The sequence below is a fragment of the Alphaproteobacteria bacterium genome (genome assembly GCA_030740435.1).
Lineage (GTDB): Bacteria > Pseudomonadota > Alphaproteobacteria > UBA2966 > UBA2966.
This window is the reverse complement of the sequence record JASLXG010000125.1, coordinates 1-24,749: the sequence shown is the minus strand read 5'-3', so window position 1 is coordinate 24,749 and position 24,749 is coordinate 1. Positions and strand designations below refer to the sequence as shown.

General features: G+C 65.2%; 27 protein-coding genes. 11 read left to right on the top strand and 16 right to left on the bottom strand.

What is annotated here, in order from left to right; all coding sequences use genetic code 11:
* The 3 genes from QGG75_13170 to dctP form a co-directional block, all read right to left on the bottom strand.
* On the bottom strand, positions 1-180 hold a 180-nt coding region (locus tag QGG75_13170), incomplete at its 3' end, for a C4-dicarboxylate ABC transporter permease (GenBank protein ID MDP6068182.1).
* Complete coding sequence (locus tag QGG75_13165) at positions 173-730, bottom strand: TRAP transporter small permease subunit (GenBank protein MDP6068181.1); 558 nt, start codon at positions 728-730, stop codon at positions 173-175. The genes QGG75_13170 and QGG75_13165, both read right to left, overlap by 8 nt.
* Before the next feature lie 75 nt (positions 731-805).
* On the bottom strand, positions 806-1,864 hold the full coding sequence (gene dctP, locus QGG75_13160; GenBank protein ID MDP6068180.1) for a TRAP transporter substrate-binding protein DctP: 1,059 nt from the start codon (positions 1,862-1,864) through the stop codon (positions 806-808).
* A gap of 311 nt (positions 1,865-2,175) precedes the next feature.
* On the opposite strand from dctP, the gene QGG75_13155 reads away from it, so the two are divergent.
* Both QGG75_13155 and QGG75_13150 read left to right on the top strand, forming a co-directional pair.
* A complete protein-coding gene (locus QGG75_13155; GenBank protein ID MDP6068179.1) occupies positions 2,176-2,862 on the top strand; it encodes a haloacid dehalogenase type II in 687 nt (228 codons plus the stop codon).
* Between the two features lie 15 nt (positions 2,863-2,877).
* The gene (locus QGG75_13150) at positions 2,878-4,005 is read left to right on the top strand and encodes a uroporphyrinogen decarboxylase family protein (GenBank protein MDP6068178.1); all 1,128 of its coding nucleotides are present in this window, start codon (positions 2,878-2,880) and stop codon (positions 4,003-4,005) included.
* Positions 4,006-4,087: 82 nt separating this feature from the next.
* Here the strand turns inward: QGG75_13150 and QGG75_13145 are convergent, their stop codons facing one another.
* The 4 genes from QGG75_13145 to QGG75_13130 form a co-directional block, all read right to left on the bottom strand.
* Positions 4,088-4,273, bottom strand: coding sequence for a hypothetical protein (locus tag QGG75_13145; protein MDP6068177.1), 186 nt, complete (start codon positions 4,271-4,273; stop codon positions 4,088-4,090).
* Between the two features lie 45 nt (positions 4,274-4,318).
* Positions 4,319-4,588 carry a hypothetical protein gene (locus QGG75_13140; protein ID MDP6068176.1) on the bottom strand — a complete coding sequence of 90 codons (270 nt, stop codon included), beginning with the start codon at positions 4,586-4,588 and terminating at the stop codon, positions 4,319-4,321.
* An 85-nt stretch (positions 4,589-4,673) separates the two neighbouring features.
* Positions 4,674-5,480: a heparan-alpha-glucosaminide N-acetyltransferase gene (locus QGG75_13135; protein ID MDP6068175.1), complete on the bottom strand. Its 807-nt coding sequence runs from the start codon at positions 5,478-5,480 to the stop codon at positions 4,674-4,676.
* Entirely contained in the window at positions 5,477-6,094 is a 618-nt protein-coding gene (locus QGG75_13130) for a methyltransferase domain-containing protein (protein MDP6068174.1), read from the bottom strand. Before QGG75_13130 ends, QGG75_13135 begins: the two co-directional genes overlap by 4 nt.
* 112 nt (positions 6,095-6,206) lie before the next feature.
* On the opposite strand from QGG75_13130, the gene QGG75_13125 reads away from it, so the two are divergent.
* Together QGG75_13125 and QGG75_13120 are read left to right on the top strand one after the other, a co-directional pair.
* Complete coding sequence (locus QGG75_13125; GenBank protein ID MDP6068173.1) at positions 6,207-7,298, top strand: alpha-hydroxy acid oxidase; 1,092 nt, start codon at positions 6,207-6,209, stop codon at positions 7,296-7,298.
* On the top strand, positions 7,295-7,936 hold the full coding sequence (locus QGG75_13120; GenBank protein MDP6068172.1) for an HAD family phosphatase: 642 nt from the start codon (positions 7,295-7,297) through the stop codon (positions 7,934-7,936). The genes QGG75_13125 and QGG75_13120 overlap by 4 nt, the downstream gene beginning before the upstream one ends.
* 266 nt (positions 7,937-8,202) lie before the next feature.
* Here QGG75_13120 and QGG75_13115 read toward each other — a convergent pair whose 3' ends face one another.
* Together QGG75_13115 and QGG75_13110 are read right to left on the bottom strand one after the other, a co-directional pair.
* Positions 8,203-9,057, bottom strand: a complete 855-nt coding sequence (locus QGG75_13115) for an MBL fold metallo-hydrolase (protein ID MDP6068171.1) — start codon at positions 9,055-9,057, stop codon at positions 8,203-8,205.
* Position 9,058: 1 nt separating this feature from the next.
* On the bottom strand, positions 9,059-9,850 hold the full coding sequence (locus QGG75_13110) for an enoyl-CoA hydratase/isomerase family protein (protein ID MDP6068170.1): 792 nt from the start codon (positions 9,848-9,850) through the stop codon (positions 9,059-9,061).
* Between the two features lie 90 nt (positions 9,851-9,940).
* On the opposite strand from QGG75_13110, the gene QGG75_13105 reads away from it, so the two are divergent.
* Positions 9,941-13,417: an indolepyruvate ferredoxin oxidoreductase family protein gene (locus tag QGG75_13105; GenBank protein ID MDP6068169.1), complete on the top strand. Its 3,477-nt coding sequence runs from the start codon at positions 9,941-9,943 to the stop codon at positions 13,415-13,417.
* Positions 13,418-13,448: 31 nt separating this feature from the next.
* Positions 13,449-14,582, top strand: a complete 1,134-nt coding sequence (locus QGG75_13100; GenBank protein ID MDP6068168.1) for an aminotransferase class V-fold PLP-dependent enzyme — start codon at positions 13,449-13,451, stop codon at positions 14,580-14,582.
* Between the two features lie 23 nt (positions 14,583-14,605).
* Here the strand turns inward: QGG75_13100 and QGG75_13095 are convergent, their stop codons facing one another.
* A complete protein-coding gene (locus tag QGG75_13095; protein MDP6068167.1) occupies positions 14,606-15,508 on the bottom strand; it encodes a LysR family transcriptional regulator in 903 nt (300 codons plus the stop codon).
* Between the two features lie 177 nt (positions 15,509-15,685).
* Here QGG75_13095 and QGG75_13090 point away from each other — a divergent pair, with 177 nt between their 5' ends.
* The 5 genes from QGG75_13090 to QGG75_13070 all read left to right on the top strand — a co-directional run bounded on the left by QGG75_13090 (position 15,686) and on the right by QGG75_13070 (position 18,869).
* Positions 15,686-16,897 carry a hypothetical protein gene (locus QGG75_13090; protein MDP6068166.1) on the top strand — a complete coding sequence of 404 codons (1,212 nt, stop codon included), beginning with the start codon at positions 15,686-15,688 and terminating at the stop codon, positions 16,895-16,897.
* A complete protein-coding gene (locus QGG75_13085) occupies positions 16,881-17,483 on the top strand; it encodes a GNAT family N-acetyltransferase (protein ID MDP6068165.1) in 603 nt (200 codons plus the stop codon). The genes QGG75_13090 and QGG75_13085 overlap by 17 nt, the downstream gene beginning before the upstream one ends.
* 15 nt (positions 17,484-17,498) lie before the next feature.
* Entirely contained in the window at positions 17,499-18,128 is a 630-nt protein-coding gene (locus QGG75_13080) for an isochorismatase family protein (protein ID MDP6068164.1), read from the top strand.
* Positions 18,115-18,339, top strand: coding sequence for a hypothetical protein (locus tag QGG75_13075; protein MDP6068163.1), 225 nt, complete (start codon positions 18,115-18,117; stop codon positions 18,337-18,339). The genes QGG75_13080 and QGG75_13075 overlap by 14 nt, the downstream gene beginning before the upstream one ends.
* A 119-nt stretch (positions 18,340-18,458) precedes the next feature.
* On the top strand, positions 18,459-18,869 hold the full coding sequence (locus QGG75_13070) for a helix-turn-helix domain-containing protein (protein MDP6068162.1): 411 nt from the start codon (positions 18,459-18,461) through the stop codon (positions 18,867-18,869).
* A gap of 206 nt (positions 18,870-19,075) precedes the next feature.
* Here the strand turns inward: QGG75_13070 and QGG75_13065 are convergent, their stop codons facing one another.
* From QGG75_13065 to QGG75_13040, 6 genes are all read right to left on the bottom strand, one after another.
* Positions 19,076-19,240 (bottom strand): hypothetical protein, encoded by a 165-nt coding sequence (locus QGG75_13065; protein MDP6068161.1) that lies wholly within the window; start codon positions 19,238-19,240, stop codon positions 19,076-19,078.
* Between the two features lie 9 nt (positions 19,241-19,249).
* The gene (locus QGG75_13060; protein MDP6068160.1) at positions 19,250-20,434 is read right to left on the bottom strand and encodes a mandelate racemase/muconate lactonizing enzyme family protein; all 1,185 of its coding nucleotides are present in this window, start codon (positions 20,432-20,434) and stop codon (positions 19,250-19,252) included.
* Positions 20,435-20,447: 13 nt separating this feature from the next.
* Positions 20,448-21,611: a mandelate racemase/muconate lactonizing enzyme family protein gene (locus tag QGG75_13055; GenBank protein MDP6068159.1), complete on the bottom strand. Its 1,164-nt coding sequence runs from the start codon at positions 21,609-21,611 to the stop codon at positions 20,448-20,450.
* Between the two features lies 1 nt (position 21,612).
* The gene (locus tag QGG75_13050) at positions 21,613-22,932 is read right to left on the bottom strand and encodes a TRAP transporter large permease subunit (GenBank protein MDP6068158.1); all 1,320 of its coding nucleotides are present in this window, start codon (positions 22,930-22,932) and stop codon (positions 21,613-21,615) included.
* A gap of 10 nt (positions 22,933-22,942) precedes the next feature.
* Positions 22,943-23,389 carry a TRAP transporter small permease gene (locus QGG75_13045; protein ID MDP6068157.1) on the bottom strand — a complete coding sequence of 149 codons (447 nt, stop codon included), beginning with the start codon at positions 23,387-23,389 and terminating at the stop codon, positions 22,943-22,945.
* Between the two features lie 138 nt (positions 23,390-23,527).
* The gene (locus QGG75_13040) at positions 23,528-24,526 is read right to left on the bottom strand and encodes a TRAP transporter substrate-binding protein (protein ID MDP6068156.1); all 999 of its coding nucleotides are present in this window, start codon (positions 24,524-24,526) and stop codon (positions 23,528-23,530) included.
* Between the last annotated feature and the right edge of the window lie 223 nt (positions 24,527-24,749).

The following is a 24,749-nucleotide window of genomic DNA, read 5'->3' as shown; positions in this document are numbered from 1 at the left end:
CAGCACGAAGTTTGACGCCACGGAGTCGATCTTCTGTATGAATTGATGAATCACCGCCGTATCGAAGGTGATGAGGCCAAAGACAAAGCCCACACCCATCAGGGCGATGGCCACGTGGACGCCCATGAAGAGCAGCGCCAGCACGGCCGGAAACATCAACAGGCCAAGATAATCACCCATCCGCCGTTGAGCTCCCTGTGCTGCCTGCAGTTTCCAGTTCCCAGCCACAGAGGAAGTAGATCACCTTGATGGTTTCCATCAGGCCCTGTACGACGAGCAGGCCAAAGCCCGCGAAAAAGGTCAAGCGGAAGGGCCAGACCAGCGGATTCCAGGCCGATTCGCCGGTCACCTCGCCGATCACATAGGCGTCATAGGCATAGTCCCAAAGATCGAGGGTCAACCAGAAGGTCAGCGGCAACAGCAACAGCACATAGCTCACCAGATCGACCACTGCCTTGGTTCGCTCATCTAAGTGGGCATAGATCACGTCGATGCGGATGTGGCCGCGTTCGCGAAGCGTGAAGGCCATGCCCAGCATGAAGTTGGTGCCGGTGGCCATGTAGCCGATCTCGTAGGCCCAGATGGTGGGATCGTTCAGGACGTAGCGCGAAAAAACCTCGAAAACGGTAGCCAGCACCAGCGGCACGATCAGCCAAGCAGCGACCATACCGAAGCTGCCGGTCAAACGCTCGCCAAGCCGCACGAAGGTCAGCATGGGATTCCGTGCCAAGTTTCAGCCGCTACTGGAGTGCTATGGGGGAAAGTGGGGCGCCGGCAAGCGGCGCCCCTCGTTTCACGCTGCGGATCAGCCCTTGGTATTGCGGTAACGCGCCGCGTCTTTCCACAACACGCCGTAGGCCTTCTGGGCGTTCCAGACCTTGGCGAACCAGGGGTTCTTGGCCGCCTGATCGTCGCCCCACTTGACGGCCATCTTCTTGACTTCCTTCTGAACGCTTTCATCGAGCTCGATGATTTCGTTGCCAGCCTTGCGATAGAAGTCCAGCGCCTTGGCGTCTTCGTGCCCGACCTTGGTCCAGAAATCGATGGTCGTCATCTTGCCGGCCAATTTCACCAGACCCTGATCGCGGGCCGAAAGCTTGCCCCAGGCCGCCTTGTTGACGATGCACTCGAAGGGTGCGGACGGCTGGTGGACGCCGGGAATGATCACGTACTTAGCGATTTTGTGGAAGCCTACTGAGATGTTTTCATAAAGCGTGCCCCATTCGGTAGCGTCGATGACCCCACGCTCGAGCGAGGTGTAGACCTCGCCGCCAGGCAGGCTGACCGGCGCCGCGCCGAGTTGCTTGGAGATGGCCTGCCAGGCTCCGGCCGTGCGGAACTTGAGGCCCTTGAGGTCGGCCATGGTGCGCACCGCTTTGCGCGAATGCAGGAAGGCTTCGGCCGTGCGGATGCCGCAGGGGAAACCGACGACGCCGAATTTCTCGTCGCGCCACTGGGCCCAAAGTTCCTTGCCGCCACCCTCGTAGAGCCAGTGGATGGTGCGCTCCGCATCCATGCTACCGGCAAAGCTGCCGAAGGCCACCGCCGTGGTGTCCTTGCCCCAGTCGTAGCCCGACCAGTGATGGCCGACCTGGGCCACATTGTTCTTGACGGTTTCGGTCACCTTGAAGGATTTGCCCAAGGTGCCGGAGGGGAAAACCTGAACCTTGATGCCGCCGTTGGTCAGCATCTCGACGTTGGCGGCAAAGCCCTTGGCGCCAAGCTCCTGGAGCGGTCCGCCGCCCCAGGCACTGGCCAGTTTCCATTTGGTTTGGGCGCCGGCCGTGGTGGCTGCCGCCAGCAGAGCGCCGGAGAGGATGGCCAGCCCGGCAAGGCGCGTCGCCTTGAAGATATGTTTGTTCACGAGTCGTCTCCCTGTTGACTCAGTTGCTGCCCCAAATGCAAGGCCGGCGGCGGCGCCGCCAGCCCGCCCTTTCCCCCCTAGAGACCGCCAAGGCATAACGAGGCGATCGCTCCAGTTCGGTGATTGCCGTATACAGGAAATCGCCGTCTGATATATTAGGCTATTGGGGCGCCCCGGGGAAGTCAATCAGTGCCCTGGCAATGCCCTGACAAGGGTCGGTCATTGCGCCGCAGGGGTCCAAGAAGGGCGCCAACAAGCTCACCCCGTGGCCCCCGGCGCGGCCGCCGGAAGACCGCGGATCAGGAGGGGACATGGCCGCAGCGACCATCCAAAACGTCGGCGCCTGCGTGTTCGACGCCTACGGTACGATTTTCGATTTCAACGCCGCCACGGCCAGTTGCCGCGATGCCCTGGGCGACCAGGCGAACCCCTTGTCGGCGGCCTGGCGCGACAAGCAGCTGCAGTACACCTGGCTGCGCAGCCTGATGGGCAGGCACGCCGACTTCTGGCAGGTCACCGGCGAAGCCCTGGACTACGCCATGGACAGTCTCGGCCTCGATGACGCGGCGCTGCGCGACCGCCTGCTCAATTGCTATTTGGAGCTCGACGCCTTCGAGGAGGTGCCGGAGACGCTCGAGCGCCTCAAATCCGGCGGCCTCAAGACCGCCATCCTGTCCAACGGCTCGCCCGACATGCTGGCGGCCGCCGTCGGTGGGGCGGGCATCGGCGACCTCCTCGATGCCGTGCTCTCGGTGGAAGAGGTCGGCGTCTTCAAGACCGACCCCAAAGTCTACCAGCTCGCCGTCGACTGGCTGGGCGGCAGCGCCTCGGAGATTTGCTTCCAATCATCGAACAGTTGGGACGCCTATGCCGGCTCGGCCTTCGGCTACCAGGTGGTCTGGGTCAACCGTTACGGCCAGAAGCCCGAGCGCATGCCCGGCCAACCCGACGCCGAAATCACCACGCTGGCCGGCCTGCCGCCGCTGCTGGGACTTTAGAAGGGGAACGGAACCATGAGCGAAATGACCTCCCGCGAACGCATCATTGCCGCCCTCGAACGCCGGCCCACCGACCGCACGCCGATCGATTTCGGCGGCGGCATCGCCACGACAATATACTTCACGGCCTACGAACGCCTGCGCAAGCACCTGGGCATCACCACGGAACCGGGAACGGCCGTGGCGCGCTCGCGCACCGTCATCCCCGACGACGCCATCCTCGAGCGCTTCAACGTCGACACCCGATTCCTCGGCCTGGGCGCCTACCAGGGCGGCGGCGGCAAGCGCCTCGATGACGACCATTACATCGACGAATGGGGCACGACCTGGGAGAAACGCGACGTCCACCCCTACATCAACGTCGACGGCCCGTTCTACAACAAGACCCCGGAGATGGCCGACCTCGAAGCCCATGATTGGCCCGATCCGGACAACCCGGGCTATTACGAAGGCCTGCGTGAGAAGGCCCAGAAGCTGCACGACACGGACTGCGCCGTGATGCTGAATTTGCCCGTCGGCGTGGTCCACTGCTGCCAGTTCGTGCGCGGCTACGGCGACTGGCTGATGGACCTGCACCGCCATCCCGAATACACGGCTCGCATGATGGACATCGTCGCCGACCATTGGGTCAAGGTGGCGCACAACGCGCTCGACGAGGTCGGCGACCTGGTGGATCTGGTCTTTTTCGGCGACGACATGGCGACGCAACAGGCCACGCTTTTCAGCCCAGAGATCTACCGCAAGCTGGTGAAGCCCCGCCACGCCCGCATGTTCGGCGCCGTCAAGGACCGCGGCGCCAAGCTCACCTATCACTGCTGCGGTTCGGTCGAGGCGCTCTTTGATGATCTCATCGAGATGGGCATCGACGGCTTCAACCCGGTCCAGGTGGCGGCCAAGAACATGGAACCGGCGAGTTTGAAGAAAAAGTACGGCGACCGCCTGACCTTTTGGGGCGGCATCGACACCCAGCACGTGCTGCCTTTCGGCACACCGGACGAGGTGCGCGAAAACGTCCGCCACATCATCGACACGCTAGGTGCCGGCGGCGGCTACGTGCTTAATTCCGTGCACAACATCCAGCCCGACGTGCCGCCCGAGAACGTCGTGGCGATGTTCGAAGAGGCCGCCAGCTACCGCGGTTAGGCTGAAAGGGACATGATCCGAATTGCCCGCAATTCGGTTCGTGTCCCCCCGACCAGGAAGGGAACCAGTCCGTAAATTGGGTTCAGAATAGAATTTCCGGATTTTTTCCCCGCCGCCAGTCCCAGGGCATCACGAAGGATCCCGACCAAAGCCCCAGGCCGGCGGCCCGCGCCGCCGCTTCCGCGCCGACGTAATCGCGGGAATAGCGCCGATAGGCCACGGCCCAGCCGTTTCGTCCCAGCCAGCGCCCGAGGTCCTGCCGGCCCACGCGACAGACCGAAATGAAGCGCGCATAACTCCCCCGCCCACGCACTTAGAGGCCGTCGCTGACGATGGCCATTGTGGGCTCGACCGTCGGCACGTTGGTGCCGGCGCGGCGGAACTGGCGCACGGCAACGGTCATGATGGCGACGCCGGCGGCGAACAAGACCGCCCCCAGCGGCCAGGCGCTGCCGGCCGGCAGGAAAGTCGTGGGCCACCACCAGTCGAGGGCGAAAGCCACGATAAGGGCGGCCAGGTAGAGGCGCGGCGGGCGCACCACGGCGTGCGCGTGGTCGGCGGAGCTGACGGTGTGCGAAGTCATGGCGGAACCTCATCGGATTTACGACAATCATATTGTCAAGATGACAAGTAAGTTGTCATCTTTCCGATTTCAACAGTTTTTCTTTTTAGCGCCCCAAGAAACCGCCGCCGCTCTCGCCCGTGAGAGCCACGTAGAGCATCCAGACCAGGCCCAGCAGGATCGGCTGGTGCAAAAGGTAGATGGCAAGCGCATGACGCCCGCCCCAGGCCAGGAAGTCGAGCACTGCGCCGGCCGAGCCCGGGGCTCGCCAGGCCAGCCAGGGCGGCGGGCCGTTCGCGAACCAGAGCCGCCCCAGCGCCAGGCCGGCGATGACGGCCGAGAACCAGGGGAAGATGGGCACGTAATCGTTGGTCGGGGGCCAGACCTCGACCAGCCCCAGCCACCAGAGCCAGGGTACGTCGAAGACGGGATAGGCGAGGAAATAGGGCGCCGCCAGGACGCCCAAGCCGAGCAGCCACAAAATCCAATAGGGTGCCCGGATAAGCGGCAGCGCCAGCACGCTGGCGACAGCGATCGAATGCAGCACGCCGAAGAAGATCCAGGTCTGGGGATAGCTGAACCAGGTGGCCAGGCTGACCAGCGCCGCGCCGCCGCCGACCAAAACCAAGCGTTTCGCCAGCTTGGTGGCCTGAACGCCCTTTGCATAGGCCGGCACCAGGCTGAGGCCGACGATTATGAGAAAACAGGTCGGGATGAAGGAACGAAAGGCCAGCCAGAAAAAACTGTCGTAGAGCGGCACCTCGACCAGGCGGTAGGCCGTCAGGTCCCAGGCCAGGTGGTAGGCCACCATCATCAGGATGGCGACGCCGCGGGCGGCATCGAGCAGCAACAGCCGCGAGGCCGCGCGCTGGTGCAGCGCCGGCTCGACCCAATCCCCGGCGGGCGCCGTCACGCTGCCCCCTGGCGGGCCACGATGTGGAAGATGTGCCAGTGCTTGGGTTGGCCCCGGGGCGTTACCGTGTCGTCTTCTTCTTCGCGAAAGTGCTCGATTTCTAGGCCGGCCAGCAGCTCTTCGGCCTGGCTGCGTTCGAGGTGGGTGATGGTGGGATCATCGGCCCAGTCATCAAAGGGGCCGAACCAGTGGCCGGAGAAGCGGCCACCGGGCTTGAGCGAGGCTTTGATACGCCGCCAGGTGGTGCGGAAATCCGCGGCCGGGCAGAGCGGCAGGGCGAAACTGGAATTGACCAGGTCGACCTTGGGCCACTCGGCCGCCTCGAAGCGCGAGACCAGGGTTTCGAGTTCGCCCGCAGCCGGCAAATCCGGCCGCTCGACCAGGCCGGCTATGGCGGCCTCTTGGGCGTCGACAGCCAATACCCGCCAGCCCCGGCGCAAGAGTTCGACGGTGTCGCGGCCGTTGCCGGAGCCGAGGTCGACGCCGAAGCCGGGACCGCGTCCTTCCTCGGCGAAGCGATCCAGCGCATACAGCAACGTCTCGCGCGGCGGCCGGGCACCGGTCTCCTGGTAGTAGCGCTGCCAGCGCTCGGCTTTGCTCGTTTCGGCCTCCATGGCGCCGGATTGTGGGCTTTGAAAGTCTCGCCGGCAAGCCGCCAGGACCCGTCTTGTTTTGGGCCGCGAAGGATGCCAGATTAGCCGGCCGGAATTCGAGGGGGCACCAGCGATGGCGCAGGAAGAAAATACCGAGGATCCCATCCAGTCCATGCTGACACTGCAGGAGATCGCCATGGCGGCGCGCCAGAGCATGGACCCGGTGATGTGGGATTTCGTCTCGGGCGGCGCCGAATCGGAGACCACGCTCAGGCGCAACCGCCAGGCGCTGGACCGCCTGGCGTTTCGGCCGCGGGTACTGCGCGATGTATTGGATGTCGATCCCTCGACGACGTTTCTTGGTTGCGATTTGCGCATCCCGGTCTTTTTCGCGCCGGTCGGGCTGATGCAACTTATCTGGCCCGACGGCGGCATCGCCAACCAGATCCGGGCCGCCGAGAGCTTCGGCATTCTGACCATGAAGAGCTGCATCAACGAGCCCGAGATCGAGGACGTGGCGGCGCTCTCGCCCGGCCGCATCGCCTTCCAGCTTTACGTGCGCGGCGACGCCGACTGGGTCGACGCCCAGGCCCAGCGCGCCGTCGACGCCGGCTGCCAGGGGTTCTGCATCTGCGTCGACCTGGCGAAGTATGGCCGGCGCGAGCGCGACCTCTTGAACGGTTTCGTGCTTCGCCGCCATTCGCCCATCGACGAATCGGCGGAGCTCGCGAAGCTCGACTGGAAGACCGTGGAGCGCCTGCGCCGCAAGCTCGAGATGCCGATCATCCTCAAGGGCATCGCCACCGCCGAGGACGCCCGCATCGCCGTCGAGCACGGCGTCGACGTGATCTACGTCTCCAACCACGGCGGCCGCCAGCTCGACCACAACCGCGGCACCATCGAGATGCTGGGCGAGGTCGTCGAAGCCGTGGGCGATCAGGCGGAGGTGGTCATCGACGGCGGCTTCCTGCGAGGCACCGACATCCTCAAGGCGATAGCCCTTGGGGCTCGTGCGGTGGGCCTGGGCAAGCTCCAGGTCTGGGCCCTGGCGGCCGGCGGCGAGGCGGCGCTGCTGCGGTGTTTGGAGATCCTGGAAGAGGAAATCGTCACCGCCATGGGGCTGCTGGGCGTGACGGCGTTGGATCAGCTCGACGCCTCGTACCTCGCCCCGGTCGAGCCTGTCAGCGAGCCCGGCATCGCCGGCGCCTACCCGCGCTTCGAATGATCCGTAGCGTTTTTTTCGACAACGACGGCGTGCTGGTCGACACCGAACGTCTCTATTTCGAAGCCACCCGCCAGACCATGGCGACGCATGGCGTCGAGCTCACACGCGAATCCTTCCAGGAATACTTCCTGCGCCAGAACCTGGGCGCCTGGCACCTGCTGGCCGATACCGGTTATTCGATCCGCAGCATCGAGGATATCAAGCGCCAGCGCGACGCGCTTTATGGGTCGCTGCTGCGCAGCGAGGACATCGAAATCACCGGCGCCGAGACGGTGCTGGCGGCGCTCCATGGCCGCCTGACCGTCGGCGTGGTGACCAGTTCGCACCGCGACCACTTCGCCATCATCCACGAGCGTACGGGTTTCGGGCGCTACTTCGATTTTGTTGTCGATGGCGACGACTGCGAAAAGACCAAACCCGATCCCGAGCCCTACCGCCGCGCCCTCGAGCGCGCCGGAGTTCCCGCTGCCGAATGTCTGGTCATCGAGGACAGCGAACGCGGCTTGGTGGCTGCCAAGGCGGCGGGCTTGCGCTGTTGGGTGATCCCCACGGACCTCAACGCCGGATCCGATTTCTCCCGCGCCGATGCGATGCTAGGATCGATTGGCGAGGTGCCGGACCGGCTGGAACGGGGATAGCGAGGCAAGTGAAAGATATCGCGCGCGGGCCTCTCCAAAGAGGGCTCGCAGACGACCGGGTCAAGTGGCCCAGCGAACAGAGTGAGTGGCCACTTGAGACGGCGGCGGCTCCACACGCTTTCCCTGCGACCGGAAGCCATGCTTCCGGTCTGCCCAGCGGCGAGTGATTCCTTTTTCGATGCCGCTACGGCCGGGGCGCTGCATCGGGAAAAAACACCAACAACACACCCCCCCATCCTTCCCTCCCGCTCTGGAGGGAGAGGATGCTACGCGACGTAGTCGAACCAGAACGCCTGGTCACGGCTGACGACGTGGCCCATGGAAGGCGTCGGGAAATGCGCCGTCATGACCAGGTCGCCATTGTCGGCGTGGCTCTCCAGATACTTGCGCCGGGTCTGGCGCGCCTGCTCGGGATCGCGATCGAATTTGGGGCTCCATTCCGGGTGCAGGCACTGGATGGGGCTGTGGATCAGGTCGCCGCACATGGCGCCGCGTTGGCCCTGGGAGGCCAGGTTGACGGCCACGTGGCCCTTGGTGTGGCCGGGTGTGGGCTCGAGCCAGACCTCGTCGTCCAGCGCATAGTCCATGTCCACCAGCACGCCCTGGCCGGCCTCCATGATGGGCTGGACGTTTTCCTGGAAGACCGAGCTTCCGCTGCGTTCGGAGGATTCGTATTCGGGCCGCGAGAAAACGTATTTGGCGTTGGCGAAAGTCGGCACCCAACGGCCGTCGACGAAACTGGTGTTCCAGCCGCAGTGATCGACGTGCAGGTGCGAGCAGAAAACGTAGTCGACCTCTTCCGGCGCCATGCCGCTGGCGCGCAGGTTGTCCATCCAGGTGGTCTGGCGGCGGTCCTTCCAGCCGGGCATGCCGTCGTAGGACTTGTGGTTGCCGACGCAGGTATCGATGACGATCAGGTGACGGCTAGTGCGTACGATGTAGGACTGCACAGGGATGATGATGACGCCCTCGGGCGTCAATGCCCGGGGCTCGAGCCAGTGGCGGTTGGCCTCGACGTCCTCGGGCCTGGCTTCGGGGAAGATTTCCAGCAGCGGCAGGAAGGGGTCCTCGGTCTCGACGACGCGACTGATTTCGATGCCACCCAGGCGATAGGGCTGCATGTCACTTACCGCTATAGACGGGTTGGCGCTTTTCGCTGAAGGCGTTGAGCCCCTCGAAGACGTCGGCGGATTTGCAATGCGCCTCCCAGATCTTGATCTCGGCGCGTTGGGCCGAGCCCAACGAGGCATCGCGGCTGTCGGCTACGAGTTCTTTCATGCGCCGCAGCACCAGCGGGCTCTTGGCCGCCAGCCGCTCGGCCAGGGCCGTCACCGCCGCCTCGAGCTGGTCGTCGGGCACCACCTCGTTGACCAGGCCCCAGTCCAGAAGCGTCGCCGCCGGCAGCAGATCGCCGGTATAGAGAAGCTGCTTGGCCCGGGTCGGGCCCACCTTCATGGGCAGGTGCACGGTGCCGCCGCCGCCGGGGATGACGCCATAATTGGCGTGGGCATCGCCGATGCGGGCGCTCTCCGCCGCCACCACCAGGTCGCAGGACAGGATCAGCTCGAGCCCGCCGGCTGCGGCGATGCCGTTGACGGCGGCGATGATCGGCGTGTTGCAGGCCTCGATGCGGGCGAAGGCGCCCGACGCCTCCTCGAAGAAGCGCCTGACCGCGCCCGGGTCGTCGGAATTCATCACACGCAAAACATTCTTGAGATCGGCCCCGGCGCAGAAGGCACGGCCCTTGCCGGTGAGCACGATGACCCAGACGTCCGGATCGGCATCGGCGGCGGCGACGGCGGCCGGCAGCTCGGCCAACAGGCTCGCGTTCATGGCGTTCAGCGCCTCGGGCCGGTTGAGCGTAATCCAGGCCACCTGGCCACGGCTCTCGTAAATCAGGCTCTCGTAACTCATGGGTCTCTTCCTCCGTTGGGGTCGGCGGGGAGGCTAGCATGAGGCCGGGAGGCGGCGCTATCATGGCTCTCGGCAAGCAAAGAGGATCCCATGTCACTCCGCAGCGTAAGCCTCGACGACAAGTTCACGGCCGAGACCGGCACCGTCTTTCTCACCGGCACCCAGGCGCTGGTGCGCCTGCCCCTGGTGCAGCGCCGGCGCGACCTGGCAGCCGGCCTCAATACGGCGGGCTTCATTTCCGGCTACCGCGGTTCGCCGGTGGGCGCCGTCGATCGCGAGCTCTGGCGCATGCCCGAGCTTTTGGAGCAGCACCACGTACATTTCCGGCCCGGCGTCAACGAGGACATCGCCGCCACCAGCCTCTGGGGCAGCCAGCAGATCAACATCCACGAGGGCGGCAAGTACGACGGCGTCTTCGGCATCTGGTACGGCAAGGGCCCCGGCATCGACCGTTCGGGCGACGCCATGCGCCACGCCAATCTGGCCGGCACGGCGCGCCACGGCGGCGTGCTGGCGGTGGTGGGCGACGACCACGCGCTCAAGTCCACCGACACGGCGGCCCACGGCGAGCCCATCTTCATGCACCTGATGATGCCGGTGCTCTACCCCGCCGACATCGCCGACATGCTGGAGTTCGGCCTCAAGGGCTGGGCCATGTCGCGCTATACCGGCTCGTGGATCGGCTTCAAGGTGCTGGCCGATTTGATGGACAGCTCGGGCACCGTCGACCTGGCCGTCGAGCAGGGCGAAATCGTGCTGCCCGAACCGGCCCTCGAGCCCCAGGACGTGGAAATCCGCTGGCCCGACCCCTGGCTGCAGAGCGAGGAACGGCAGAATAACCTGAAGCTCCCCGGCGCCATTGCCTTTGCCCGGGCCAACGCCATCAACCGTGTCGCCATTGCTGCGCCTAAGCCGCGCCTCGGCATCATCGCCGCCGGCAAGTCCTACCTCGACGTGCGGCGGGCACTACGCGATCTCGGCATCGACGACGCCATGGCGGCCGAGGCCGGCGTCAGCCTGCTCAAGATCGGCATGCCCTGGCCGCTGGACCTGGATCTGGTGCGCCAATTCGCCGAGGGACTCGACGAGGTCCTGGTGGTCGAGGAAAAGCGCCGGCTGATGGAGGTGCAGGTGCGGGACGCGCTTTACGAATTGCCCGACGCCCGCCGTCCCCGCGTCACCGGGCGGCGCGATCCGGACGGCAATATCCTGATGAGCCCCAACAGCGAGGTCAGCACCGACCGCGTCACCGAGGTCGTGGCCGGGCGCCTGAAGCCGTTCCTGGATTGCCCGTCCATGCGGCAACGCCTGGAGTTCCTGGCCGAGAAGGCGCGGCCCCTCAACACACCGCCCAGCGGCGTCAAGCGCACCGCCTTCTTCTGTCCCGGCTGCCCGCACGCCTCATCGACCAAGATCCCCGAAGGCAGCCGCGCCATGGCCGGGGTGGGCTGCCACTACATGACCGTGATGCGCGACGACTGCACCTCGCTGCCCACCCACATGGGCGGTGAAGGCGCGCCCTGGATCGGCCAGGCGCCCTTCAGCAACCTGCCGCACATCTTCGCCAACGTCGGCGAAGGCACCTACTACCACTCGGCCTCGCTGGCCGTCCGGGCCTGCATCGCGGCCGAGGTCAACATCACCTTCAAGATCCTCTTCAACGACGCCACCGCCATGACCGGCGGCCAGCCCATCGACGGCCCGCTCTCGGTGCCCATGATCACCAACCAGATGCGGGCCGAGGGCGTCGAGCGCATCTTCGTGGTGGTCGAGGACCCCTCGCGCTACGGCGCCTCGGCCGGCTTCGCCAGCGGCGTCCAGGTGCGCCACCGCGACGAGCTCGACCAAGTGCAGCGCGAGCTGCGTGAAGTGCCCGGGGTTTCTGTGCTGGTCTACGACCAGGTCTGCGCCGCCGAAAAGCGGCGCCGGCGCAAACGCGGCAGCTATCCCGATCCGGCCAAGCGCATTTTCATCAACCCCGACGTCTGCGATGGCTGCGGCGACTGCCATACGCTTTCCAACTGCCTCTCGGTGGTGCCCATCGAGACGCCGCTGGGGCGGCGGCGCGTGATCGACCAGTCGGGCTGCAACAAGGACTATACCTGCGCCAAGGGCGGCTGCCCGAGCTTCGTCGTGGTCCGTGGCGGCGGCTTGCGCAAGCGCCTACCGAGAACCGCCGGCATCCCGGCCGAGCTGCCGGCACCCGAGCTGCCGGCGCTCGAGGATCGCCCCTGGGGCATGTTCATTACCGGCGTCGGCGGCACCGGCGTGGTCACCATCGGGGCGCTCATGGGCATGGCGGCGCATCTCGAGGGCAAGGCGGCCTCGATCGTCGATTCGCTGGGCATGTCGCAAAAAGGCGGCGCCGTGGTCAGCCACGTGCAGTTCGCCGCCCGCCGCGAGGATATCGTCGCCACCAGACTCAACGCCGGCGCCGCCGACGTGCTGCTGGGCTGCGATTTGCTGGTGGCGGCCGAGCCGGCCTCGCTGGCGCCCTTGGATCCCCAGCGCTCGCGGGCGCTGGTCAACAGCCGCCGCACCATCACCGGCGCCTTCACCGTCAACCCCGACCTCGATTTCCCCTCCGAGATCTCGATGCAGGCTATTCGCGAGGCGGTGGGCGCCGAGAACAGCGAATTCCTCGACGCCACGGGCATCGCCGAGGCCCTGGTGGGCAACGCCATCGCCGGCAACATCTTCATGCTGGGCTATGCCTGGCAGCAAGGCCTGGTGCCGCTGGGCGAGGAAGCGCTGCTCAAGGCCATCGAGCTCAACGGCGTTTCGGTGGAAGAAAACCAGCTCACCTTCCGGCTCGGCCGCTGGGCCGCCGTCGACCGCCAGACCGTCGAACGCCTGGCCGCCCCGGATGGCGCCCTGGAGGATGGCGGGGAGGGACAAAAGCCGGAGACGCTGGAGCAAACCATGGCGCGGCTCAGCCCCCACCTCACGGCCTACCAGGACGCCGACCTGGCCGGGCGCCATGCCAACCTGGTGGCCCGGGCCCAGGCCGCCGAGAGCCGCCAGGCCAAGGGCCGCTCCGGCCTGGCCGAGGCGGTGGCGCGGGGCTACTTCAAGGTGCTGGCCATCAAGGACGAATACGAGGTGGCCAGGCTTTACGCCGATCCCGCTTTCGCAGGCCGCATTGCGGCCACCTTCGAGGGCGTCGAGCGCCTCGAGGTGATGCTGGCACCACCCTTGATCTCCAGGCCCGATCCGGTGACCGGCAAGCTGCGCAAGCGGGCCTATGGGCCTTGGGTGTTCGGCCTCTTCCGCCTCTTGGCCCGCCTCAAGGGCTTGCGTGGCGGCCCCTGGGACATCTTCGGCCGGACCGCCGAGCGCCGCGCCGAACGGGCGCTGATCGGCGACTACGAAGAGACCGTGGCGGCGTTGCTGCAGGGCTTGCGCGAGGACAACCATGCCCTGGCCGTCGAGATCGCGGCGCTGCCCGAACAGATCCGCGGCTTCGGTCCGGTCAAGGAGAAGAACCGGATTGCCACCCTGGCCCAGCGCGACCTGCTGCTGGAGCGCTTCAAGAGCGACGAACCGGACGCCAGCGCGGCGGAATAGAAATGCCGGCTGAGCCGGCGGACGGAGCGCCATGACCCCGCAAGAACTGAGACAGCATTTCCCCGCCCTCAACGACAAGGCCTACATGAACTGGGCCTCCATCGGCCTGATCCCGGAGGTGGCGGTGGCCGCCGGTAGTGCCGCCATGGCCGAACAGGCGCGGCTGGGTGACGGCATCGTCCACGAGGCCAAGCCCATGCTCGACCGCCTGCGCCAACTGACGGCCAGGCTGATCGGGGCCGAGGCCGGCGAGGTCGCCTTTTTGCGCAATACCGTCGAGGGCGTCAGCACCATCGCCAGCGGCTTTCCCTGGCGTTCGGGTGACAACGTGTTGGTCGGCACGATGGAGTTTCCGGCCAACGTCTATCCCTGGCTGCACGCCCAGCGCAAGGGCATGGAGGTGCGCTTCGTCGAGCCCTCGCAGGGCACGCTCTCGGTGGACGATTTCGCCGCTGCCGCAGACCAGCACACGCGCATGATCGCCATCAGTGCCGTGCAGTTCACCAACGGCTACCGCATCGACCTGGGGGCGCTTTCGGAATTCTGCCAGGGACGCGACATTCGCCTGGCCGTGGATTCGATCCAGGCCCTGGCCATCGCCCCCTTCGATGTCTCCCAGACACCCATCGACTACATGGCCGCGGGCGTCCATAAATGGCTCTGCGGACCCATCGGCTTCGGTTTTTTCTACGTTCGAAAGGACCGATTTGACGAGCTCGAGCTCAACGAAGTGGGCCACGGCAGCCACGTCCGACCGGGCGCATCGTGGACCGAATACGACTGGCCGCTGCGCCCCGACGCCGGCCGTTTCGAGGCCGGCGCGCTGAGCTTTGCCCACGCCGCGGCCTGCGAGGCGGCGCTGGAGCTGTTCGAAGAAACCACCGTCGCCACCATCCACGACCACGCCACCTGCCTGGCCCAGCGCCTGATCGAGGGCTTGGAGAGCAAGGGATACGGCCCCCTTTCGCCCCAGCCCGCGAGGCAAGCCGCCGGCATCGTTTGCTTCACGAGCGAGCACCATTCGCCCGAAAGCATCGAGGAACGGCTGCGTGATGCCGGCATCTTCATATCCTTGCGCGAAGGCGCCGTGCGCGTCTCAATCCACGGCGTCAACACTTCCGACGAGATCGACGCCGTGATCGCCGCGCTTCCCATGGATCAATAGCGCTCGGGAAAAAATCCCGGGCTTCAGGAAAACCAGGCTGCCTGGTCGCGGCGGAAGAGCTCGCGGATGTGATCGATGACGGTGCGGGTGCGTACGCCCTGGTTGGTCTCCTCGTGCGAGATCAGCCAGATTTCGGTCTGCATCTCGAGCTCGACCGGCACGGCCAGCAGGTCGGGAAAGATCTTCGGCGTATAGGTGGGATGCATGCCGATGCCGAGGCCGGCGGAAATGGCGCGCTGGTAGGCGTAGGAGGAATTGGTGCGGTAGACCACGTGTTCGTGGCGGCTGGCGATCTCGCGCCAGGGCCCCAGCGAGGAGGCGGCGTGATAGCCGGTGTGGTCGACCAGGCGATGTTGGAATAGCTCGTCGATGCTGCGGGGCAGGCCGAAGAGGTTGGCGTAGGCCGGCGCCGCATAGAGCGCGAAGCGCATCACCCCCATGCGCTGGGCGACGATCTGCGGCGCCTCGGGCCGCACCAGACGGATCGCCACGTCGGCCTCGCGGATGCCGAGATCGAGCGGCTGATCGCCGCTGATGACCTCGAGCAGGATGCTGGGGTGGGCGAGCTGGAAATCCAATAGCTGCGGCGTCAGCCAGCCCGAAGCCAGACCTTCGGTGACGGCGATGCGGACGATACCCGCCATCTCACCGTCGATACCCGAGAGCCGGCGTTCGATGGTGGCGGCGGCCGCCGCCATCTGGCCCGCCTGTTCCGCCATGCCACGAGCCGCCGGCGTCGGCCGCATGCCCTTGCCGTGGCGGTCGAAGAGTTTGGCGCCCAGCCGCTTCTCCATTTCGGCCAGGCGCCGGCCGACCGTGGTCTGGTCGACTTTGAGGCGCTCAGCGGCGCCGCTGAAGCTTCCGGTTTCTAGCACTGCGAGAAAAAAGCGAATGCCGTCCCAGTTGTTGAGATCGTTTCGTAACATGCGTTTTTGCATACTTGCTCTGCGCGATTGGGCATTCCGTTAACGGCTAACAATACCGTCTCATATCTCATGACTGGAGGAAAGGCCTGAGTCAGAACCAATCCGGCCGTGTGGAACACCGTCATGCGCCTAATAATAGCGAACTATCGTAGCCCATCCACTCGCATCGCGATATGCATGGGTGCATTGATGTACGTCTCCTACGCCTTTGCCCACAGCGCTTGGGGCAATCCCGCCCTGATCGGCACGGCGCTATTCGTGGCCGCCTTTTTGACCACCTTTGCCCGGCTCAGCAGCCGCATCGAGGAGTGGGCGAATGCCCTGACCGCGCGCATCAGCGCCGGCCGCCTGGCCCGCTTCGGCGCCCAGTTCGCCTTCAACTGGGCCGGATTGGCGGTGCTCGTCGCCGGCGGCGCCATCCGCGCCGAGGGCATTGCCACGGTGGGCGGCTTGCTGGGCGCCGCCGTGATCACCACGCTGGCCTCGCAGGGCGCGCAGTATTTCGGCGTTTTCCTCTTTCAACGCCGCATCGGTGATTATTACCTCAACGTGCTGATCGGGCTCTCGGCCAACGTCGTGGTGACGGCCCTGGCCACGGCCGGGCTCAGCGTGGCGCGCGAGATCTTTCTCGCCAGCGGCATCGGCTTCGGCATCGTCATCTTCGGCCTGGGGCTGCTGTCGGATCTGCGTGCTCTCTGCTTCCCGCGCCGCGGCATCGGCCTCTTTTTCGGCACCTTCAATCCCTTCCACAACTCGCATCTCGAACTCATCCGCCGCGCCCTGGATGAGCGCCGGCTGGAAAAGGTCATCGTCCATCCCACCGGCGTGCCCTGGCTGCACGTCCGGGCGCTGCGCCGCGGCGAGATCCGCGTAGCGCGCCACGACCGCGGTTTCCAGGTCTATGAAACCACCGCCCGCGCCGATATCCACGCCGACTATTTCCCCACCGGCAACGCCTTCCTGGCGCCCGAGACGCGTTGGCATCTGATCCGCCTGGCCATCGAGGAGGCGGGCCTGGGCGACCGCGTCGAGGTTGCCTACATGGCCGATACCTACGCCGAGAAGGGCTATTTCGGCGTCGTCGCGGAAATTCGCCGGACCCATCCCGGGGTGGCGCTGCACGGCCTGCACGGCAGCGACGCCGGCGGCATGCACGCGCGCCTGATCATGGACGAATGCGGTTGGATCTATCCGCTTCCTTTCCTGCGCCGCGACGGCGTCTCGGCGACCGCCATCCGCGACGGCGAAAAGGGCCTGACCGCCAGCGCCGTGGCCCAGGCGCTGGAGCAAATCGCGGCCGGAGCCGGCGAGGTCGAGGTGCGGGTCGGCCCAAGCGAGGGTTTGCGCAAATACCAGAACCAGGGAGGCTCGCTTGTGCCCATCGCCTGAGACCGCCGCCATCGACGCCAGCGTCAAGGCCAGCGTCACCGCCAACGTGGTGCGCGACGCGGAAGAGCTGATGCAGACCTTCGCCGTGCGTTCGGTGGTCTACATGGCGGAGCAAGAATGCCCCTACGACGAGGAATTCGACGGCAACGACTACACCTCGACCCACATCCTGGGGCGGGTCGACGGCCGCCCGGTGGGTTGCCTCAGGCTGCGCTGGTTCGCCGGCTTCGCCAAGGCCGAGCGTATGACGGTGATGCGCGCCTTTCGCGGCTCAGGCGTCGCCAAGACGATCCTCGACGAAGGCTTCGAACTTTGCCGCCGCAAGGGCTATCGCCGGGTCCACGTGCACGCCCAGCGCCGCCTGGTGCCGCACTGGCAAAAGGCCGGTTTCCAGCCCCTGAGCAACCGCATCTTTCATTTTTCCGACCACGAATACGTCTCCATGGTGATCGAACTGGCACCCAGCCGGCGGGTGCTCGACCAGGACAGCGACCCCCATCTACTGCTGCGCCCTGAAGGGGACTTCGACCGACCCGGCATACTCGAGCGCTCGGCCGAGCGCAGCCCGACCAATCCGACCGGATAAGACGGGATTTCGAGCATGGCGAGATACCGTAGCCGACCGGGCCAGACGCCGCTTTTGGTGGTGCTCGACGTGCAGCGCGAGTACGTCACGCCGGGCCGGCCCCTGCACCTTCGCGGCATCGAGCCGGCGCTGCAGAACTGCCGCCGCCTGCTGGCCCACGCCAGAGCCCAGAATTGGCCGGTGGCCCATGTCCGCCACCTGCAGGACAGCCACCTCTTCAACGCCACCATGGAATGGTCGCGCTTCGTCGAGGGCTTCGAGCCGCGGGGCCATGAGATGGTCTTCACCAAGGAAAACCTGTCCTGTTATTCGGCCTCCGAATTTGTCCGCCTGATGGAAAGCGCGGTTCACAATCAAGTTTATCTGATGGGCTTCGAGGCCCAGGCCTGCTGCCTCTCGACGCTGGTCGACGCCTTCCACCGCGGCCACGCCTTGGCCTTCGTGGGCGACGCCTCGCTGGCCCGGCGCACCGAGCTCGGCGACGAGCGGGAGAGCCTTCGCTGGGTGCTCGAGGTGATCTCGATCTACGCGCCCGTTCTGACCACCGACGAGGTATTGGCGGCCCAAAGCGGGCACACCGCCGCCTGGCCACCGGCTCGCACCGTTTCCGGATTTTCACGAGGTATCAGCCATGACCACCACTGACGACGACCGGGATCTCGACGGCACCGAATCCCTGACGATCGCCGAGGTGACGCAGACGCTCTTTTTGCTGCACTACGAAAGCCAGAAACTGGGGCACGAAGAATTGACCCATTTCCTCGAAGTGGCGGCGCAAGTGGCCGAGGATTTGGCCCATGCCGAATTGCTGCCGGCCCAAGCCACTCCGTTGCAGGCGCCGAGCACGCTGCAATAGGTCCAAAATGAAGAATATATTTGCCCGCTAGGGCGGGATTTTTGCAGCCAGCACTTGAAATCCATCCATTTCTGTGCGATTCGATGGGCAGCACACCCCCTCACTTTTGGAAACCCCGGATGGCAAAGAATCCTCACCCCGTCGACATTCATGTCGGTAGTCGCGTGCGCTTGCGCCGGACCCTTCTTGGCATGAGCCAGGAAAAGCTCGGCAACGCGGTCAGCTTGACTTTTCAGCAGATCCAGAAATACGAGCGCGGCGCCAACCGCATCGGATCGAGCCGGCTCTTTCAGTTCAGCCAGATCCTCAACGTCCCCGTCAGCTTCTTCTTCGACGACATGCCGGCCGAGGTCGGACCGGTACCCCGTGAGATCGACGACATAAACGCCGGTGCCGACGAAGAGACGCGCTACACCCGGCGCGAAACCCTGGAGTTGGTCCGGGCCTACTACCAGATCAAGGATCGCCGGCTGCGCAAGATGCTGCGCGAGACCGTGCAGGCCCTGGCCAAGGCCGACAAGAGCGACTGAAGGCCGCCGCCGGGCAACGTCCGGCAGGTTCCTGATAAGCCCAAGAGGCAACAGAACGGCAGCGCGCGTTGGCGCGCTGCCGGAGCTGTTGGAGTCCGTTCAATCGGCTGCCGGCGGCGCGGCCAATGCCATCACTTCCCGCCGGCCCTCGGGAAATCGAGCCGGCGTTCTTCCACGTTGAGCCGTGACCCGGTGGGAAATGCGGGCTAACGCTTGAGTCGGCCGCGACGGAAGTCCTTGATGATTTCGCGCGCCGCGTTGTGGCCGGGCGCGCCCGTGACGCCGCCGCCGGGGTGGGCGCCGGCGGCGCAGACCAAGCCGTTGTGGCCGGCCCCGACGATGGCGACGTCGTAAACTTCGCGCTCGCTCATGGCGGGATTCTACCGCGTCGGAATCTCCGGCGTGCCATAAAGCGTGACGCCATCGATGCGGATTTCCACGTCGAGCAGGAAGCGCTCGAAAGCGGCCGGCTCGATGTCGATGCCCAAGCCCGGGGCCTCGGGGGCGCGCACGCTGCCGTCGGCGGCGCGTTCGATGCGGTTTTTCGTCACCTCGCGGGCCACTGGCTTGTTTTCCACCGGATACTCGCAAAGCTCGTCGTCCGCCCGCCCGGCGAAGGGCTGCATCGAGGCGCTCAGCGCCAGGTGCGAATTGAAGGTGTGGTTGACGAAGGTGACGCCACGGGCCTGGGCGTAATCGGCCACCCATTTGGCGTCGGAAATACCCATGCGGCCGGCATCGATCTGGATGAAGCCGATGCCGGCATAGTCGATCATGTGCTTGGCCATGTAGGTGTTGTGGGCGCCCTCGCCGCCGGCCGTCTTGACGGCGCCGCCGGCCGCCGAGAGGCGGCTGTATTCCTCCAGCGCGGCCGAAACGAAAGGTTCCTCGAACCAGGTGGCGCGGGCCTCTTGCAGGGCCGGCAGGCGGGCCGCCGCGGCCTCGTAGTCGTCGACCCAGACGGTACCGGCGTCGACCAGCAAAATACCGTCCGGCCCCAGGCCCTCGCGGGCCGCCGCCAGATGCTCGGCGTCGACCTCGACGCTGCCGTGGCCGAAGGGGCCCCAGCCGAACTTGGCGGCGCGAAAGCCCTGGTCACGCCGCGCCCGGCCCTTCTCCAGGGTCTGGGCCGGGGTATCGCCGAATAGCTGCGAGGCATAGGGCGTTTTGGGCTCGGCCCGGTCGTAGCCCAGCAGCGACCACACCGGCTCGCCGCGGCGCCGGCCCAAGAGGTCCCAAAGCGCCGAATCGATGCCGGCCAGAGTGTGGGAATGCTGCAGCACGTCCATGCTGCGGGCCCGCACTTCGCGGTTGATGGCGGCGATGTCGGCGGGATCATCGAGCGTCTGCCCCAGCACAGGCGTAGCGATGGGGTGGCACGAGAGGTGCGACATGGGCGCCACGAAGCTGGCGATGGTGACCAGCGGCGAGGCGTCGCATTCGCCCCAACCGACGTCGCCACCGGCGCTGACGCGGGCCAGGATGACGTCCTGGCTGTTGTCCGAGATGTCCAGCACCTCGGGCATGCGGAGATAGAAGAAATCGACGGCTTCGATCTTGCTCATGATCTTTTTCCAGCTACGAAAACCAGTTGGCGGCGTGGTCGCTGTCGACGGCGTAGTGCTCCAGCGCCGCTTCGTCGAGCTCGGTGCCCAGGCCCGGTGCCTCGGGCACGGGCATCAAGCCGTCTTTCAGGGCCAGGGGTCGTTTGAGAATTTCGTCACGTAACGCGTTTTCGCCGATGTCGTATTCCAGCAAACAGGGCTCGGGCCAGGCGTGGGGGTGGTCCGGGAGCGCTGCCGCCATGTGGACCGCCGCGGCCAGGCCGACGCCCGAGCCCCAGACGTGGGGCGAGAGGCGGACGCCATGGAGGGCACAGAGATCGGCGATCGCGCGCACTTCGCTGAGCCCGCCACAGATGGCAATGTCAGGCATGGCCACGTCGAGGCAGCCGGATTCCAATAGCGGCCGAAAACCGTGAACCGTATAAAGCGCCTCGCCGCTGGCGATGGGCATGGGGGCGCGGTCGTGCAGCCACTCGAGGCCGGCCACGTCACGCGGCATCAGCGGCTCCTCGTACCAGTGAATGTCGTAAGGCGCGATGCGCCGCATGCTTTCCAGGGCCTGGGCCGGGGTATAGGAGGTATTCGCATCGACCAGCAGCAGAATCTCGTCGCCCAGCACCTCGCGTGAGAGCGCCACCCGCGTCTGGTCTTCGGCGGCACCGCGCCCGACTTTTATCTTGACGCCCTGGAAGCCCTGGCCCTCTAGGCCGGCGAGCTGGTCGCCAAGCTGATTGCCGGGATCTTCGGTGAAATATCCGTCCGAAGCATAAGCCACCAAGTGGCCGCGAGCCCGGCCGCCGAGCAGCTTGCAGACCGGCTGCCCGAGCTGCTTGCCCAGCGCGTCGAAGATGGCCACGTCGATGGCACCGAGGCAAGTGACGAGCTGGTTCTCCAGGCCCAGATGGTAATGCCGGGCGAAGATGCGGTTGCGGATCAGCGCATTGTCGTAGAGGTCCTGGCCCAGGAAATAGCCGCGCAGCAGCTCGAGGTAGGCGGCCGTGACGCCGGCCGCCCCGAAGGCCTCGCCGACGCCCGTGGTGCCGTCCTCGGTGGTCAGGCGCACGAGCGAGATCTGGCGGCGCGCAATGGCCGCCTTGGCCATGCCGTAGGCCTTGTCCGCGGGCAGTACGAATTCGAGACCGACGAAGTCGATGTCGCGAATTCGGCTGGCGGTCACCTCAGTTGCCGTAGACCAGGGCAGGCAGCCACAACGCCAGTATCGGGAAGTACATCACGAAGCCTAAGCCGATGACCTGCAGGATCATGAACGGCCACAGCGAGGTGTAGATGTCCTGCAAACTGATCTCCGGGGGCGCCACCCCCTTGAGGTAGAAAGCCGCCGGCCCAAACGGCGGCGAGAGATAGGAGATCTGCATGTTCATGCAGAACAGAATGCCGAACCAGATCGGGCTGTAGCCAAATCCGATGATGATGGGCACGAAAATCGGCATGGTCAGCAGCATGATGCCGATCCAGTCGATGAAGAAGCCCAGCAGAATCAAAATGGCCATCATGATCAGGATAATGACCATGGGGGCAAAGGGCAGGCCGGTGATCAGGCCTTTGACGAATTCGATGCCGCCCATCAGGTTGTAGACGCCGATCAGGGCGTTGGCGCCAAAGGTCAGCCAGAGGATGACGCCACAGGTCATCATGGTCTGGTGCAGCGCTCCCCGCATCATTTCCCAGGTCAGTTCCTTGCGGATCCAGGCCGTAATGATGACCCCGACGACGCCCATGCCGGCGGCCTCGCTGACCGAGGCGATGCCGCCATAGATGCTGCCCAGAACCGTGCCTGCGACCATCAGGGGAAGCATCACATCACGCACCAGCTTGAGCTTCTCGCTGAGCGGCATGTCGCGCTCATCGGCTGGGGCCGGCGGCCCCAGGTCGGGATTGATGTAGCAGCGGATGAGGATGTAGGCGACGTAAAGCGAGGCCAGCAGCAGCCCCGGAATGATGGTGGCCATGAACAAATCGCCGATCGAGACGCCGGCGGTGAGGCCGAAGAATATCAGCACGATCGAGGGCGGGATCATGGTGCCTAATGATCCGCCGGCGCAGATGGTGCCGATGGCCAGCTTGCGGTCATAGTTGAGGCGCAGCATCTGGGGCAGCGCCACCAGACCCAGCAGCACGATCTCGCCGCCGATGATGCCGGTCATGGCCGCCATCAGCACGGCCACGGCCATGGTCTGCACCGCCAGGCCGCCGCGCAGGCCCCCGGCGAAGACGTGCATGGCCTTGAAGAGATCCGCGGCCACGCCCGATCGCTCGAGGATCGATGCCATCAGCACGAACATGGGCACGGCGACAAGGGCATAGACACTGACGAAGGAATAGATGCGGCTGGCGATCAGCGTCATAGCCATGGGGCCGAACAGCGTCAGCGCGAAGACGAAGGCGATGATGCCGGTAACGAAGGCCAAAGGCAGACCCATGACCATCAGCAGGATCATGGCCCCCAACATGATCAGCGTGATAATTTCAATGCTCATGGGGACGACCTCACACCCAACGCCGAACTTGAGCCCAAAACTGGACCAGGGACTGCGCCAACATGGCCGCAGAACCCACTACCATCAACGATTTGAGGTAGGCCGGAATGGGTACGTCCCAGGCGTGGGCGCTGGTCTCCATGACCTCAAGCGAGGGAATGGCCTGGTCGATCGTGGTGTAGGTGAGCAGGACCAGAAAGGCGATGATGATGATGGAGTTCAAAAGGTCCAGGATCTTCTTGATCTCAGACGGTGCGATATCGTAGACGACGCTGATACGCATGTGGCGGTCCTGCTGCAGGGCGTAGGCGCCGGACATGATGAAGCCCGTGGCGCTGAGCGCCGCAGCGCTGTCGTGGACCCAGATGGTGGGGGCGTTGAGGCCGTAACGCATGAACACCTCGTAGGCCGTGATGATGACGCTGACGAGGAAAACGATGCTCAGCTTTTCGCCCATCAATATGGATAGTCTGTCAATGGGGTTGAGTTTTTCCATGAAAGGAATGCCGCCCTAGTGGATTTGACAAAAGAAAAGGTGGGGGCACGAGGCCCCCACCTTCCTGAATTACACCATTACCAATCGCTCCAGGAGCGCTCAGTCAACCAGTTTCAGCTTGCGCAAAAAGGCTACCTGACTGTCGACCAGCTTCCTGGCCATCGGGCTCTTGTTGGCAAAGACATCCCACTCGATCATGGCGATCTTGCGGAACTTGGTGCGCTCTTCGGCGCTCCAGTTGACCAGCGTGGCACCCTGCTTGACGGCATCTTCGGCCGCCTGGATGTCGACCATGATGATGCTCTGCACCATGTCGCGGGCAAACTCTTTGGTGGCGGTGACCATGATGGCTTTGACGTCAGCCGACAGGCCATTCCAACGCTTCATGTTGATGGCCACGTCCGCCGCCGGAGCCGAATGGAAGCCCGGATAGAGGGGGAAGGGCGCGATCTTGTGATAGCCCAGATCCTGGTTCATACCCAGCGTGCCCCAGTCGGTGGCGTCGATGACGCCGCGCTCGAGGGCGGTGAACACTTCACTGCCGGGCAGCGTCACGACGCCGGCGCCAATGCGGCGCCAAATGGCAGCGCCCATGCCTTCAGGTGCGCGCATCTTGACGCCCTTGAAGGATGCCACCGTCTCCAGCCGATTCTTGGCCGGCATGGATTCCTGGCCGAACCAGACCGGACCGACGTAGAAGACGTTGAACTTGGCATAGGCCTCACGGCAAAGCTCGGTGCCTCCGCCGTACTCGAACCAAAGCTGTGACTGGTAGGTGGTTTCGAAAGCGCCGTTGAGCTCGGTGCAGATCTGCAGGCCGGGCTCCTTGCCGGCGAAGTAGGCACCGCCCGAGTGCTGGCCCTGAAGAATGTCGGCACCCACGGCTTCCAGCGTCTCGGTGTGTCCCACCACCGATTTCACCGGCATCGGCGTGATAACCAACCGGCCCTTGGTCATGGCCTTGACGTTTTCGGCGAAGCGCACGAACACCTTTTGATTGACTGTGCCGGGCTGCCACAGCGACTGGATCTTCCAGGTCTCGGCGGCCTCCACTGTTGTCCAGGCAGTGATGGTCATGGCGGCCGCGGTAGCAGCCATCAGACCGGTCTTCAATCCACGTTTAATCATTTTTCCTCACTCTCTTTGTTTGTCCCCATGCCTCCAGACGTTGCCGCCCGGGGCTCTTCCGAAGGAAAAGCAGATCCTGCATCGCCGCAATAAACCGGCAATGGCCGATAGAATGGATTCCGCTTGTTCGGCGCCCGCGCTCCCCTCAGCCCCCCAAGCTGCAACTCAAGGCGCGGCCTCTCGACCGTGCCGG

Bases quoted from the DNA above. Each gene is read 5' to 3' on its own strand.
- QGG75_13155 (MDP6068179.1), top strand. From the start codon at position 2,176: ATGGCCGCAGCGACCATCCAAAACGTCGGCGCCTGCGTGTTCGACGCC.
- QGG75_13150 (MDP6068178.1), top strand. From the start codon at position 2,878: ATGAGCGAAATGACCTCCCGCGAACGCATCATTGCCGCCCTCGAACGC.
- QGG75_13140 (MDP6068176.1), bottom strand. From the start codon at position 4,588: ATGACTTCGCACACCGTCAGCTCCGCCGACCACGCGCACGCCGTGGTG.
- QGG75_13130 (MDP6068174.1), bottom strand. From the start codon at position 6,094: ATGGAGGCCGAAACGAGCAAAGCCGAGCGCTGGCAGCGCTACTACCAG.
- QGG75_13125 (MDP6068173.1), top strand. From the start codon at position 6,207: ATGGCGCAGGAAGAAAATACCGAGGATCCCATCCAGTCCATGCTGACA.
- QGG75_13120 (MDP6068172.1), top strand. From the start codon at position 7,295: ATGATCCGTAGCGTTTTTTTCGACAACGACGGCGTGCTGGTCGACACC.
- QGG75_13115 (MDP6068171.1), bottom strand. From the start codon at position 9,057: ATGCAGCCCTATCGCCTGGGTGGCATCGAAATCAGTCGCGTCGTCGAG.
- QGG75_13110 (MDP6068170.1), bottom strand. From the start codon at position 9,850: ATGAGTTACGAGAGCCTGATTTACGAGAGCCGTGGCCAGGTGGCCTGG.
- QGG75_13105 (MDP6068169.1), top strand. From the start codon at position 9,941: ATGTCACTCCGCAGCGTAAGCCTCGACGACAAGTTCACGGCCGAGACC.
- QGG75_13100 (MDP6068168.1), top strand. From the start codon at position 13,449: ATGACCCCGCAAGAACTGAGACAGCATTTCCCCGCCCTCAACGACAAG.
- QGG75_13095 (MDP6068167.1), bottom strand. From the start codon at position 15,508: ATGTTACGAAACGATCTCAACAACTGGGACGGCATTCGCTTTTTTCTC.
- QGG75_13090 (MDP6068166.1), top strand. From the start codon at position 15,686: ATGGGTGCATTGATGTACGTCTCCTACGCCTTTGCCCACAGCGCTTGG.
- QGG75_13080 (MDP6068164.1), top strand. From the start codon at position 17,499: ATGGCGAGATACCGTAGCCGACCGGGCCAGACGCCGCTTTTGGTGGTG.
- QGG75_13075 (MDP6068163.1), top strand. From the start codon at position 18,115: ATGACCACCACTGACGACGACCGGGATCTCGACGGCACCGAATCCCTG.
- QGG75_13070 (MDP6068162.1), top strand. From the start codon at position 18,459: ATGGCAAAGAATCCTCACCCCGTCGACATTCATGTCGGTAGTCGCGTG.
- QGG75_13065 (MDP6068161.1), bottom strand. From the start codon at position 19,240: ATGAGCGAGCGCGAAGTTTACGACGTCGCCATCGTCGGGGCCGGCCAC.
- QGG75_13060 (MDP6068160.1), bottom strand. From the start codon at position 20,434: ATGAGCAAGATCGAAGCCGTCGATTTCTTCTATCTCCGCATGCCCGAG.
- QGG75_13050 (MDP6068158.1), bottom strand. From the start codon at position 22,932: ATGAGCATTGAAATTATCACGCTGATCATGTTGGGGGCCATGATCCTG.
- QGG75_13045 (MDP6068157.1), bottom strand. From the start codon at position 23,389: ATGGGCGAAAAGCTGAGCATCGTTTTCCTCGTCAGCGTCATCATCACG.
- QGG75_13040 (MDP6068156.1), bottom strand. From the start codon at position 24,526: ATGGCTGCTACCGCGGCCGCCATGACCATCACTGCCTGGACAACAGTG.